The organism is Mesorhizobium sp. WSM4822, assembly GCF_055811155.1.
The window spans coordinates 289,432-301,905 of sequence record NZ_JBVVQM010000002.1 but is presented as its reverse complement, the minus strand read 5'-3'; the positions used below and the strand labels follow the sequence as shown (position 1 = coordinate 301,905).

Here is a 12,474-nt window from a genome sequence, read left to right as displayed (position 1 = left end):
CCTCCCAGCTACTCCTGCGTCCGCTTCTGCGCGATCAAGTCCAGCCGTCTGCGGTCGCAGCGTTCGCGTTCATCGCGGTTGCGCACGTCCTTGTAGGCGCGCTCCGACCGGCGGCGATAAGGCTGGCTTCCTGCCTGGCGCTCGCCAGGTCGCCTCCTGGCGTACGAACGCCTGGGCGATGCGATAAGCGGCCGTAGTGATATTCCGGATCGAATGGCCCTTTTTCGTAAGGGGCAGTCATTCCGGAACGATCCTTCCCGCTTAGTTAGAATTCCACGTTGAGCTTTGCATTGAAGCCGTTCTGCTGGACGCCGGAGCCGAACTGACCCTGATAGGCGACGCTGAGGGTTGCGGCATCGGTCAGGTTGAGATCGAGCCCCGCTTCGATGGCGGCACTGTCCTTTGCGATCGGTACGCCAGCGATTGTGAAGGCATCACCGGCAGAGAAGGCATGTGTGCTGGTCGGTATGATGCCGCCATAGGCATGGCGCCAGCCCAGCATGCCGCGCGCTGTGGCATCGATGGCGCCGAGCGTGAAGCCGGCGGAGGCTCTGAGACCAAGCGTGGTGAAAGTGGCGTCGGTGGTCTGGCTTGCACTGGTCAATGCCGCCGCACCGCCCTTTTCCGTTAATCGTGCCATCGAGCGTAAGGTTGTCACGCACTGCTATCTGGTCGCTCACGCCCGTGGCCGGATTTCCAGCGGTGCCGGCACTACCCAACTCGTAATCGAGGATGGATCGGCCGACAGCTCCAGATTGCCATCGACCGTCAGCGTACCCCACGAGCGCGCCCTTTCGGGCGCTCGGGTTTCAGTGCAAGGCCGATGACCATTTCCACCAAATGATCTCGGAGCAAGCGCTGCCCGTCCACGGTGTAGAGCGTACTGCCAAAAATGCGCGAGAAGGTCGCTTGGTTGGAAACGTTGAAGAAGCTCGACGCGCTGATGTGCCAGTGCAATTCGAGAGGCGACACGTCTTCACGGAAAAGGCCATCCGCACGCCCGCGCCGGCAAATCGCCTCAAGCTTTTGAATAGCCCCTGCATTCAACAGCCTGATCAGCTCGGATTGTTCGAGATACACGCCATGATGGATGTTTTCGATCATCACGATCCTGATGAAATCCGGATGGCGGCTGTGATGATCGAAGGTGAATTCGGCGAGCCGTTTCAGCGCCTCTACAGGCGGAAGGTGGTCAAGTTCCAGCTCCTGCTCGCCCGTTCGCACCTGCCGGTAGGCTTCCTCGAGGACGCGGCCGTAGAGCCGCTCCTTGTCGCCGAAATAGTAGTAGATCATCCGCTTTGACGTGTGCGTCTTTGCCGCGATCTCGTCGATGCGCGCGCCCGACAGGCCGTTTGCGGCAAACTCGGTCATCGCCACCGCGAGTATGTTCTTTTGAACGCCGGCGGGATCCTGCTTCCACCCGCTGCGGCCGCCCGCTGCCACCTTCTCGTTCAGCACCATCTCATCACTCATGTCCGCTCCTCGCAATCGTGGCACCAGCACCTGAGTCTAGCAAATTAACCGAATAGTACAAAGTTGTTGACGAAATTAACTGACTGGTACAAAGTTGCGCTCAGTCCGATTTGGGAGGATCGCTTGGCCTTGTTTGCCGCCACCGCGGAAAAATGGGAGACGTCTCCCAGTTCGCCCCGCATATTGGTCGGCTTGCTCGGGCGTGGAATTCAGCTTTCCCGGACGCCGGCGATGCACGAGGCGGAAGGCCGCGCCCAAGGACTCTCCTGCGTTTATACGCTGCTCGATACCGAAACGATGGGTGAGACTGCCCCTCCTTTGGCCGATCTCATCGCCTTTGCCGGGCACTTCGGCTTTACCGGCTTCAACGTCACGTTTCCCTACAAACAGGAAATCATCCCGCTGCTCGACGAGCTTTCCGAGGCGGCCGAGATCCTTGGCTCGGTCAACACCGTAGTGTTCCGGGGCGGCCGGCGCATCGGCCACAACACCGACAAGTGGGGATTCAAGGAGAGTTTTCGCCACGGGCTGGCCGGACAGAGGTGTCGGAAGGTGCTGCTGCTGGGAGCAGGGGGCGCCGGCGCCGCGGTGGCCCACGCCTTGTTGGAAAGCGGCGTCGAGACGCTGCTGGTAACCGACTTGCAGGCTGATCGGGCCGAAGCGCTGGCGTCGCGGCTCAGGTCAGCCGGCTGCACGCAAAAGGTGGAGGTCGTCTCGGACCTTGCCGTGGCTTCGGCTCGCGCAGACGGCATCGTCAACGCGACCCCGGTCGGGATGGCAAAGTCGCCCGGCATGCCGATTGCCGCCGATCTGTTGCGACCGGAGTGCTGGGTCGCCGACATCGTCTACCTGCCGCTCGAAACGGAACTGCTCAGACAGGCACGGCAACGGGGCTGCCGCACGCTCAGCGGCGAGGGCATGGCCGTATTCCAGGCCGTGCGGGCTTTCGAGCTTTTCACCGGGCTTGCGCCCGATGTTGAACGGATGAAGGCGGCGTTTGCCGCCTTTGGGAGCGTCCGTGACCAGCCGACACATGACTTGGACAATAGCCAATAGGGAGGAACGACCATGACTTTCAATGCCACACGCCGGGAACTCCTGGTCGGGGCGGGCGCGCTCGCCACGACGGCAGCTTTTCCGGCCCTTGCCCAGGACAAGCCGAAGCTGCGCTTCTCGGCCGTGTTCTCCGAACAGGATATCCGCGCCGACATGGTGAAAATGTTCGCCAGCTCGATCAAGGACGACTTCGTCTTTGAGGGGTACTATGGCGGCAATCTGTTCAAGCAAGGCACCGAGCTCGTCGCCCTGCAGCGCGGCAATCTCGAGATGGGCAACATCGCGCCACAGGATATCTCCAAGCAGATCCCGGCATGGTCGATCGTCACCGCCGCCTATTTGTTCCGCGACGCCGCACATCTGAAAACGTTCTTCGCCGGCGATCTCGGCGCAGAGATGAAGAAGATGGCCGAGGACCAGCTTGGCGTGCGTGTGCTCGGACCGACCTATTTCGGCGCCCGGCAGATCGGCCTCAAGCCGGACAAGAAGATCACCACGCCAGCCGACATGGCGGGCATCAAGCTGCGCATGCCGGGCGGCGATGCCTGGCAGTTCCTCGGCTCCGCACTCGGCGCCAATCCCGTCGCCATGGCCTATGCCGAGGTCTATACCGGGCTGCAGACCGGCGCGATCGACGGTCAGGACAATCCGCTGCCGAATGTCGAGAACATGAAGTTCTATGAGGTCATGTCGCAGATCGTGTTGACCTCGCATCTGGTCGGGTTCGATCTGCTGACCGTGTCGAAGAAGGTGTGGGATGAGATGGACGCCGACAAGCAGGCGAAGTTCCAGGCCGCCGCTGACGCCGCCATCGAGTTCAGCACGCAAAAGCATCTTGCGCGCGAAAAAGAGTTGGTCGAGTTGTTCAAGGGCAAGGGTCTGAAGCTCTACGAGCCCGACATCGCTGCGTTCCGCAACTACGCTCAGGAGAAATACCTGTCGTCGGACCTGGCCAAGGACTGGCCGGCCGGCATGGTCGACAAGATCAACGCGCTCTAAGCCGGAGGCACGGCGGGGCTTGCGCCGCGCCTCCTCATTCCAGCAGGCGGAGAAGCCCGCGTGACACCTTCGCTCCGAAACTTTGGTCGCTGGCTATACCGGCGCGCCGAGAACGTCCTCGCCGTCATGCTGGCGGCAATGTTCGCGGCCTTCCTGCTGCAGATCGCCTTTCGCTACCTGCTCAACATGCCGATCGGCTGGACCAACGAAATCAGCGTGATCCTGTGGATCTGGCTGGTGCTGTGGGGTGCAGCCTTCGTTGTCCGCGAGGAGGAGGAGATCCGCTTCGACCTCTTCTACGCATCGGCCCCACCGCGCGTTCGCCGCATCATGTTCCTCATCGCGGCCGCATCGCTGATCGTGCTCTACGCGATTTCGTTTCCTGCCGTGCTCGACTACGTGACGTTCATGAAAGTCGAAAAGACCGCCTATCTGGAGATCCGCTTCGACTGGCTGTTCTCGATCTACGTCATATTCGTCGTGGCTATCATTGTTCGCTACCTCTGGCTGTCCTGGCAAGCCGTGTTCGGCAAGGCGCCAAAGGAGTTCGATCCCACCAAGGCGGGGTCGGGCGTATGAATCTCGCCAGCCCGTTCTCGATATCGGTCGTCGCGATCACCATACTTGCCTTCCTCGGGCTGCCGATTGGGCACTCGATGATCGCCGGCTCGATCCTCTATCTGCTGCTGGCAGGGCTCGATATGGGGACGGCGGCCGAGCAGCTGCTGAACGGGATGTACAACAACTACATCGTCCTCGCGGTGCCGCTGTTCATCCTGGCTGCGGAGCTGATGAACATCGGCTCGATGACAGAGCGCCTGCTGCGCTTCTGCGATGCTGTGGTCGGCCGGTTCCGGGGCGGCCTTGCCTACGTCAACGTCGTCCAGAGCATCATCTTTGCGGGCATGTCGGGATCGGCCATCGCCGATGCTGCCGGCACCGGCAAGATGATGCAAAGGATGATGACCAAGGACGGCAAGTACACGCCAAGCTACGCTGCGGCGCTGACGGCCGTGACCTCCGTCATCGGCCCGATCATCCCACCGTCGATCCCCATGGTCATCTACGCGCTCGTGTCCGACGCCTCGATCGGCTACCTGTTCCTCGGCGGCGTCATTCCCGGCCTGTTGATGGCGGCGGCGCAGATGGGGATCGTGGCCTATCAGGCGCGGCGCAACAACTTTCCGGTCGAAGCCCCGACCCCGCTGCGCGAACTCCCGGGCATTACCTGGCGTGCCTTCCCCTCCCTCATGATGCCGGTCGTGTTGCTCGGCGGCATATACTCTGGCGTCACCACGCCGACAGAGGCGGCAGCGGTTGCTGCGGCCTATGCGCTGGTCATCTCCGTGGTGCTCTACCGCAGTGTCAGCTTCGCCGACTTCTATCGTTCCGTGCTGGCCAGCGCGCGCACCTCGGCCTCGATCGGCATGCTGATCGCCGGCGCCCTGGTCTTCAATTATGTGGTCACCGTCGAGAACATCCCGGACTCGATAAAGGTCATTCTCACAAGCTGGGATCTGTCGCCCATCGGCTTCCTGATCCTTGTCAATATCCTGCTGCTGCTGCTGGGCTGCGTGCTCGAAGGCACCACGATTCTTCTCGTGATGGTGCCCGTCCTCATCCCGACGGCGCGCGCGCTCGGCATCGACATGGTGCATTTCGGCGTGATGGTGGTGGTCAACATCATGCTCGGCCTGGTGACGCCGCCATACGGTCTGCTGCTGTTCATCATGACGAGGATCGCCGAAGTGCCGCTGAAGGACATTGTCCGCGACGTGCTGCCGTTCCTGTGGGCGATGATCGCTGCGCTAGCCCTCATCACGTTCTTCCCGGAGTTTGTGCTCTGGTTGCCCAGGCTACTGGGCTACCAGGGCTGATCGAAGACAAAGGAGCCGTCATGGTGAAGCCTATCTACGTGATCAACGGTCCGAACCTGAACCGGCTCGGCAAGCGCGAACCGGAAATCTACGGCACGACGACGCTGGCCGAGATCGAGGCTCTCTGCCGCGAAGCGGCCGGCGACACGCCCGTTCGCTTCCATCAGTCGAACAGCGAGGGTCAGATCATCGACTGGATCCACGAAGCGATCGACGAGGGAGCCGGGATCGTCATCAACCCGGCCGGCTTCTCCTTCACGTCGATCGCCATCCTCGACGCGCTGAAGATGTTCTCCGGCCCGATCGTCGAGCTCCACATCTCGAATATTCACAGGCGCGAGGAGATCTACCACCGATCGCTTGTGTCGAAGATCGCGACTGCGGTCATCGCAGGCCTCGGGCCTCGGGGATATGCCACCGCGGTGAAATCGTTGAGGGAGTTGACGGACGAATAGCGATGGTCGGCGATCTCGCCAGGCACTCACTTCTAGTTTTTACAGGAGTTAACAGGGAAGGGAAGAAAGCCACATGTGTCCTCCAGGATGCCTTCATTCGATCTGCGAAAACGCCACCCGCAGGGGACTGCTGAAAGCCGGATTTACGCTCGGCCTTGGCGCGGCAGCGGCAGCCACGCTTCCAACCGTGCCGCCAGCCCAGGCGGCGGCGACGAGTTTTACCGACACGGTCGACCTCTCTCACGCGCTCTATGAAGGGTTTCCCACTTTCAGCGGCGAGAAATGGTTCACAGTCGAGCATCTCGTCACCTTCGCCAAGGACAAGGTGAACCTCAATCGTTGGACGATCGTCGAGCACAGCGGCACCCACATGGACGCGCCTATCCACTTCTCCGCCGACGGTTTGACGGCCGACATGATCCCGATCTCGGATCTGATCGTCCCTGTCGCCGTCATCAACATCGCGGCGCGCGCCGCCGAGAACGCGGACACATCGCTAACGCCGGATGACATCAAGGCGTGGGAGTCAAAGAACGGCCCACTCCCGCAAGGCTGTTGCGTGGTAATGAACTCCGGATGGCACAGGCTGGTCGGCGACCCGAAGTTCACCGGTAACGACAATAAGAAGAGAAATCACACACCCGGTTTTCATGTCGAGACCGCGCAGTTCCTGATTGGCGAGCGAAAGGTGAAAGGGATCGGCGTCGACACGCTTTCACTGGACACAGGGCTTAATTCGGGCGGGGCGTTTCCTGTCCACTACGAATGGTTGGGCAGCGGTCGTTGGGGCGTGGAGTGCCTGGCGAACCTCGATGCAATCCCTGAATCCGGAGCGCGTCTCTTCCTCGGGATTCCCAAGGTGAAAGGCGCGACCGGCGGGCCCACCCGCGTCATCGCGCTTCTTTGATGCAACCAGGAACGTCCGCTCACAGATATTACCTGCTCCTTGGACTTGGCCAAGTCCAAGGAGCATGGCTTGGACCTCGGCGATGAAAACCTCGATTGCCACCGTATCGATCAGCGGGGACCTCCGCGAGAAGCTTGCGGCCATCGCCGCGGCCGGCTTCGACGGCGTGGAAATATTCGAGAATGACTTTCTTGCTTACGACGGAAGTCCTGCCGAGGTCGGGCGGATGGTCAGGGATCACGGCCTGGAAATCACACTCTTCCAGCCTTTCCGCGATTTCGAAGGAATGCCCGAGCAACAACGTTCGCGCGCCTTCGAGCGGGCGGAGCGCAAGTTCGACCTGATGCAAGAGCTCGGCACGGATCTGATGCTGGTGTGTTCCAACGTTTCGCCCCTGGCGCTGGGCGGCATCGACCGCGCTGCCGACGATTTCCGCGAACTCGGCGAACGGGCAGGACGACGCGCCCTTCGCGTCGGCTACGAGGCGCTGGCCTGGGGGAGGCATACCAGCGACCATCGCGACGCCTGGGAGATTGTCAGGCGGGCGAACCATCCCAACATCGGACTGATCCTTGACTCCTTCCACACCTTGGCGCGACGGGTGGATGTGGAGACGATCCGCGCCATCCCTGGCGACCGCATTTTTTTCGTCCAGCTTGCCGACGCCCCGCTGATCGACATGGACCTGCTGTACTGGAGCCGCCATTTCCGCAACATGCCGGGCGAAGGTGACCTGCCGATCGTCGACTTCATGCGAGCGGTTGCGGCAACCGGCTACGACGGGCCGTTGTCGCTCGAAATATTCAACGACCAGTTCCGCGGTGGATCGCCCAGGTCTATCGCGGTCGATGGCCACAGGTCCCTGGTCTACCTCATGGACCAGGTTGCACGCGCCGAGCCGGACATCGCGATCGACGTGCCGGCCTTGCCGGAACGTGTCGCGGTCAGCGGCATCGAGTTCGTAGAGTTCGCCGCGAACGAGACCGAGGCTGAAGAGCTGGTGCTGCTACTGCGTGCCATGGGATTCTCGCTGGTCGGCCGCCACAAGAACAAGGATGTGGTGCTGCTTGGTCAGGGCGCCATCAACATTGTCGTCAACACCGAAAAAGAAGGGCTGGCGCACTCCTCGTATCTCGTTCACGGCGCTTCTGCTTATGCGTTCGGATTGAAGGTCGACAATGCCGCCGCAACCGTGGCCCGGGCTCGCGCGTTGGGCGCCGAGCTTTTTGAACAGCGCCATGGTCCTGATGAGTTGGCGATACCGGCAATACGCGGGGTCGGGGGCGGGGTGATCTACTTCATCGACGGCAAGAGCGAGTTGGCAAAAGTCTGGGAGATCGAATTCGAACCGGTCAACGATGCCGGCAACGATGCCGGGCTGATGGCAATCGACCACCTCGCTCAATCAATGAACTATGAGGAGATGCTGACCTGGCTGCTCTTTTACACATCGATCTTCAAGACGACAAAATTGCCCATGGTGGATGTGATCGATCCGGCCGGCGTCGTGCGCAGCCAGGTTGTGGAGAGCGATGATGGCGGGCTTCGGCTTACTTTGAACGGTGCGGAGAACCGCAGGACACTGGCCGGCCATTTTATCGCTGAGAGCTTCGGCTCGGGCGTGCAGCATCTGGCCTTCTCCTGCCGCGATATCTTCCAGACCGCCGACCGCCTGACAGAGCTCGGCTTCAATGCGTTGGAGATTTCACCGAACTACTACGCCGATCTCGAAGCACGCCTCGGCCTCGAACCGGAATTCACGCACCGGTTGCGGGCCCGAAACATCCTCTTCGACCGGGACGAGGGCGGTGACTATTTCCAGCTCTACAGCCAGACCTATGGCGAAGGTTTCTTCTTCGAGATCGTTGAGCGCCACGGTTATCGAGGCTACGGGGCAGCCAATGCTCCATTCCGCATTGCCGCCCAGAAGCGAACACTGCGGCCAAAAGGCATGCCAAGGGTTTGACCATCACGACGTGAGCGAAAAGCGAAATTCCACTCTGGGCACAAGCTGACTTGGCTCCACCTTCGCTACTGGTGCAATCGTGCCGCCTCGCCCGTGCGCTCGGATGTCTGCTTTTGGGATGCTGCTAGGACTACTCAACGACCGACATGCGGTGCGAAGCAGGCATCCGGCACCGCCCGTCGCGAAGGCGGAAACGGCCGAACTCGCCTTCGCTACTCCTGCGTCCGCTTCTGCGTGATCAGGTCCAGCCGCTCGCGGTCGGAGCGTTCGCGTTCGTCGCGGTTGCGTACGTCCTTGTAGGCGCGCTCGACCATGTTGGTGCGGGCGGTCGCCGCGGCGATGAGGCTGGCTTCCTGCCTGGCGCTCGCCAGGTTCGCTTCCTGGCGCACCACCGCCTGGGCAATGCGGCGATGGTAGAGATCGGGAAACAGGGCGGAGAGCGAATCGGCCTGGTCGAAATGGCCGACCAGTTCCCTCGCTTCGGTTTCGGCGGCACTGGCCGCCGCAAGGAAGGTGGCGTGGCGGGTTTCGTGCAGCGCCTTCAGCTGTTCCTGAACCTTGACCAGCTTCTTGAGGCGGTCCTTGCGCGTGCTCATTTCTATCTCGCCAATGTCAGATCGACGAAGCCGTCGACGAACAGCGACAGCATGGTGCCGACGGCGAAATAGAAGATGATCATGCCGCCGGCGATGATGAAGGGCTGGGAGATGAAATAGATCGGGATCTGCGGCGTCAGCTTGTTGACGAAGCCGATCGTCAGATTGACGAGAATGGCATAGGCGACGAACGGGCTGCCGAGGCGGATGACCAGGAAGAACGTGTCCGACACCGTGTCGGTGACATCGACGAGGGCGGCCTGCGGGTTGAAGAAGACGTTGACCGGCGCGACCGTGTAGGAGGAAACCAGCGCGCGTATTATCTCGTGGTCGAAATCGAAGACGAACAGCATCAACAGCGCCGAGAACGAGATGATTGCGGCAAGGGCTGCCTGGGGTTCGGGCTCCTCGATCGCCGGTCCGCCGGTGCCGCCATAACCGACCAGCATGGCGATGGCCGAGCCCATGAAGCGCAGGGCTTCCATGTAGAGCCTGGTCATGGCGCCGATCAGGCCGCCGACCAGAAGTTCCGAAATGATCATCGGCACAAGGATCTGCGGGCGCGGGTCGACGAAAGGAAAGATCTTGTCCCACAGGAAGGCAAGCAGGCCGCCGGTGGCGGCGACCGCCACGAACAACCTGACCTGGACCGGGACGCGGGCGCTGGAGAGGCCCGGCATCAGCATGAAACAGGCGCCGATGCGGCAGAAGGCGAGGAACGCCGCGATGACGACGCCTTGCGACAGCACGCTCACGATATGGTTCCGAGCACCTTGATCTCGACGCCCTTGGCGATTTCGACATGGCTGAGCACCGGAAGTGTGGTGAACAGGCGCTCGATGATCATGCGCACATAGGGGCGGGCGTCGGGCGCGGTGACGAGGACGAAACGCTCGCCGGCTTCCAGATACTTCTTGATCGCCTTGGTGGCGTCCTGGCCGAACTCCTCGAGCTGGCGCGGGTCGATGTCGAACTCGCGCACCTCACCCTTGGCGTCGCGCTTGAGGCTCTGGTGGAAGGCGAGATCCCAGCGGTTGCCGAGGCGCAGCACTTTCAGCACGCCGCCCTCGGACAGGTCGCCGCATATCTGCTGGGCCATGCGGATGCGGACATGCTCGACAATCTGCTCGGTGCGGCGCACATGCGGCGCGATCTCGGCGATCGCCTCGATGATCAAGTGCAGATTGCGGATCGAGACGCGCTCGGCCAGCAGCAGCTTCAGCACCGCCTGCAGGCCGGGATAGGAGATGTGCGTGGTGCAGATCTCGTCGGCGAGCTTGCGGTATTCCTGGTCCTGGCGTTCGAGCAGCGCCTTCATGTCCTTGTAGGACAGAAGCTGCGGCAGGTTGTTGCGGATGACCTCGGAGAGATGGGTGAGCAGCACCGACATGTTGTCGGCGAAGGTGTAGTTCTCGCGCTTCAGATCCTCGGCGAAGGCTTCGACGACGGAATAGGCGCGCATGCCGAAGGCCGGCTCGCGGATTTCCTCGCCCGGTATCTCGGGTATGTCGCGATTGCCGAGCAGCACCATGATCTCGCCGACGCGCATCTGGTATTCGGCCACCACGGTGCCGTGCACCTTGATCTGGTAGCTCTTCGGCGGGATGGCGAAATCGTCGGCGACACGCACTTCCGGCACCACGAAGCCGTACTGGGTGGCGAATTTCTTGCGCATCTTGCCCATGCGGAAAACCAGTTCCTGATGCGACGTCAGCAGCCTTGTCGACAGCTGCTTGCCGATCAAGAGCTCGATCTCGGCGGTGGCGAGCGAAGCCTTGACCGAGTTCTTCTCCTCCTCGACCTTGGTTGCCTTTTCCTGGTCCTTGATCGCCTCGGCTTCGGCGAGGACCCGGTTGGCGCGCATCGGGATGACGTAGCCGAGACCGGCCATGCCGGCGGCGAGCGCAAAGAACGGGAACAGCGGCAGGCCGGGCATCAGGCCGAGCAGGACCAGCAGCGATGCCGCGACATAGAGGGCGCGCGGGTGGGCGCCGAGCTGGCCGAACACCGCCTGGTTGGTCGAGCCGCGGGTGCCGCCCTTGGAGACGAGCAGGCCGGCGGCGAGCGACACGATCAGGGCCGGGATCTGGGTGACGAGGCCGTCGCCGACCGACAGCTTGATGAACACGTCGGCGGCTTCGCCCATGCCCATGCCGTGCCTGATGTAGCCGATGGCGATGCCGCCGACGATGTTGATGGCGGTGATGATGAGGCCGGCGATGGCGTCGCCGCGCACGAACTTCGAGGCGCCGTCCATCGAGCCGAAGAAAGAAGATTCTTCTTCCAGTTCGCGGCGGCGCAGCTGCGCGGTCTTGTCGTCGATCATGCCGGCCGACAGGTCGGCGTCGATCGACATCTGCTTGCCGGGGATGGCGTCGAGGGTGAAGCGCGCGCCGACTTCGGCGATACGCGTGGCGCCCTTGGTGATGACGATGAAGTTCACCACGATCAGGATCATGAAGACGATCAGGCCGATGACGAAGTCGCTGGCCATCACCAGCTTGGAGAAGCCGGCGATGACATAGCCGGCCGCATGCGTGCCTTCATTGCCGTGCGACAGGATCATGCGCGTGGTGGCGATGTTGAGCGACAGCCGCAGCATGGTGGCGATGAGCAGCACGGTCGGGAAGGACGAGAAATCGAGCGGCCGCTGGATCCACAGCGCCACCATCAGGATCAGCACCGAAAGCGCGATCGAGAAGGCGAGGCCGACGTCGATGAGAAAGGCCGGAATCGGCAGAAACAGCACGGCCAGGATGATGACGATGCCGATGGCGAAGAAGACGTCGCGGCCGTTCTTGGCCACCGCGCCGGGCTGAATGCTTTCGCTGATCGCCATATCGTCCTCAAACCCCATAGACTGCCGAGCGCGCGACAGCCCTGTGAGGGTAGCCCGCCAAGCTTGCGCGAGGGTGGGAGGCTGGATTCAGCGCTGCGTTCAGGGGGGTTCAGCCGAACGCTTCAAGCGCCAGGATTTGGTTTGGCGTTGCGCGCGGACTAGCGCGCGCCTAGACAGCTTCGGCCAAACTTCATATCGTTTCGTGATGACAAAACTTACATTAAGCTCGGACTATTATATTGTGTCCGATGCAGATGGACTGTTTCAACACGGCGAGATTTTCCACATATCGCGCAACAAAGCTGG

The 12,474-nt window shown here is 61.8% G+C and carries 12 protein-coding genes; 7 read left to right on the top strand and 5 right to left on the bottom strand.

What is annotated here, in order from left to right; genetic code table 11:
• Nucleotides 1–265 precede the first annotated feature (265 nt).
• Entirely contained in the window at nucleotides 266–640 is a 375-nt protein-coding gene (locus tag AC0L3E_RS06305; protein WP_164898589.1) for an autotransporter outer membrane beta-barrel domain-containing protein, read from the bottom strand.
• Between the two features lie 128 nt (nucleotides 641–768).
• Nucleotides 769–1,473, bottom strand: a complete 705-nt coding sequence (locus tag AC0L3E_RS06300; RefSeq protein ID WP_473604465.1) for a TetR/AcrR family transcriptional regulator — start codon at nucleotides 1,471–1,473, stop codon at nucleotides 769–771.
• A gap of 123 nt (nucleotides 1,474–1,596) precedes the next feature.
• Between AC0L3E_RS06300 and AC0L3E_RS06295 the strand changes: the two genes are divergently transcribed.
• From AC0L3E_RS06295 to AC0L3E_RS06265, 7 genes are all read left to right on the top strand, one after another.
• Nucleotides 1,597–2,529: a shikimate dehydrogenase gene (locus tag AC0L3E_RS06295; RefSeq protein WP_473604464.1), complete on the top strand. Its 933-nt coding sequence runs from the start codon at nucleotides 1,597–1,599 to the stop codon at nucleotides 2,527–2,529.
• A 12-nt stretch (nucleotides 2,530–2,541) separates the two neighbouring features.
• Nucleotides 2,542–3,528 carry a TRAP transporter substrate-binding protein DctP gene (gene dctP / locus AC0L3E_RS06290; RefSeq protein WP_128308145.1) on the top strand — a complete coding sequence of 329 codons (987 nt, stop codon included), beginning with the start codon at nucleotides 2,542–2,544 and terminating at the stop codon, nucleotides 3,526–3,528.
• Nucleotides 3,529–3,588: 60 nt separating this feature from the next.
• The gene (locus tag AC0L3E_RS06285) at nucleotides 3,589–4,107 is read left to right on the top strand and encodes a TRAP transporter small permease (protein ID WP_245469616.1); all 519 of its coding nucleotides are present in this window, start codon (nucleotides 3,589–3,591) and stop codon (nucleotides 4,105–4,107) included.
• Nucleotides 4,104–5,405, top strand: coding sequence for a TRAP transporter large permease (locus AC0L3E_RS06280; protein WP_128308146.1), 1,302 nt, complete (start codon nucleotides 4,104–4,106; stop codon nucleotides 5,403–5,405). The genes AC0L3E_RS06285 and AC0L3E_RS06280 overlap by 4 nt, the downstream gene beginning before the upstream one ends.
• 20 nt (nucleotides 5,406–5,425) lie before the next feature.
• On the top strand, nucleotides 5,426–5,860 hold the full coding sequence (locus AC0L3E_RS06275) for a type II 3-dehydroquinate dehydratase (protein ID WP_164762497.1): 435 nt from the start codon (nucleotides 5,426–5,428) through the stop codon (nucleotides 5,858–5,860).
• A 187-nt stretch (nucleotides 5,861–6,047) separates the two neighbouring features.
• Nucleotides 6,048–6,767: a cyclase family protein gene (locus AC0L3E_RS06270; protein ID WP_210212236.1), complete on the top strand. Its 720-nt coding sequence runs from the start codon at nucleotides 6,048–6,050 to the stop codon at nucleotides 6,765–6,767.
• A gap of 82 nt (nucleotides 6,768–6,849) precedes the next feature.
• The gene (locus AC0L3E_RS06265) at nucleotides 6,850–8,733 is read left to right on the top strand and encodes a bifunctional sugar phosphate isomerase/epimerase/4-hydroxyphenylpyruvate dioxygenase family protein (RefSeq protein ID WP_473604463.1); all 1,884 of its coding nucleotides are present in this window, start codon (nucleotides 6,850–6,852) and stop codon (nucleotides 8,731–8,733) included.
• 212 nt (nucleotides 8,734–8,945) lie between these two features.
• On the opposite strand, the gene AC0L3E_RS06260 is transcribed toward AC0L3E_RS06265, so the two are convergent.
• The 3 genes from AC0L3E_RS06260 to flhA are packed head-to-tail and all read right to left on the bottom strand — an operon-like array spanning nucleotide 8,946 to nucleotide 12,168.
• Nucleotides 8,946–9,329 (bottom strand): hypothetical protein, encoded by a 384-nt coding sequence (locus tag AC0L3E_RS06260; RefSeq protein WP_127326667.1) that lies wholly within the window; start codon nucleotides 9,327–9,329, stop codon nucleotides 8,946–8,948.
• A 2-nt stretch (nucleotides 9,330–9,331) separates the two neighbouring features.
• A complete protein-coding gene (fliR, locus tag AC0L3E_RS06255; RefSeq protein WP_023810025.1) occupies nucleotides 9,332–10,084 on the bottom strand; it encodes a flagellar biosynthetic protein FliR in 753 nt (250 codons plus the stop codon).
• Nucleotides 10,081–12,168: a flagellar biosynthesis protein FlhA gene (gene flhA / locus AC0L3E_RS06250; protein WP_128307499.1), complete on the bottom strand. Its 2,088-nt coding sequence runs from the start codon at nucleotides 12,166–12,168 to the stop codon at nucleotides 10,081–10,083. Before flhA ends, fliR begins: the two co-directional genes overlap by 4 nt.
• Nucleotides 12,169–12,474 lie beyond the last annotated feature (306 nt).

Bases quoted from the DNA above. Each gene is read 5' to 3' on its own strand.
- AC0L3E_RS06305 (WP_164898589.1), bottom strand. From the start codon at position 640: ATGGCACGATTAACGGAAAAGGGCGGTGCGGCGGCATTGACCAGTGCA.
- AC0L3E_RS06300 (WP_473604465.1), bottom strand. From the start codon at position 1,473: ATGAGTGATGAGATGGTGCTGAACGAGAAGGTGGCAGCGGGCGGCCGC.
- dctP (WP_128308145.1), top strand. From the start codon at position 2,542: ATGACTTTCAATGCCACACGCCGGGAACTCCTGGTCGGGGCGGGCGCG.
- AC0L3E_RS06280 (WP_128308146.1), top strand. From the start codon at position 4,104: ATGAATCTCGCCAGCCCGTTCTCGATATCGGTCGTCGCGATCACCATA.
- AC0L3E_RS06275 (WP_164762497.1), top strand. From the start codon at position 5,426: ATGGTGAAGCCTATCTACGTGATCAACGGTCCGAACCTGAACCGGCTC.
- AC0L3E_RS06265 (WP_473604463.1), top strand. From the start codon at position 6,850: ATGAAAACCTCGATTGCCACCGTATCGATCAGCGGGGACCTCCGCGAG.
- AC0L3E_RS06260 (WP_127326667.1), bottom strand. From the start codon at position 9,329: ATGAGCACGCGCAAGGACCGCCTCAAGAAGCTGGTCAAGGTTCAGGAA.
- flhA (WP_128307499.1), bottom strand. From the start codon at position 12,168: ATGGCGATCAGCGAAAGCATTCAGCCCGGCGCGGTGGCCAAGAACGGC.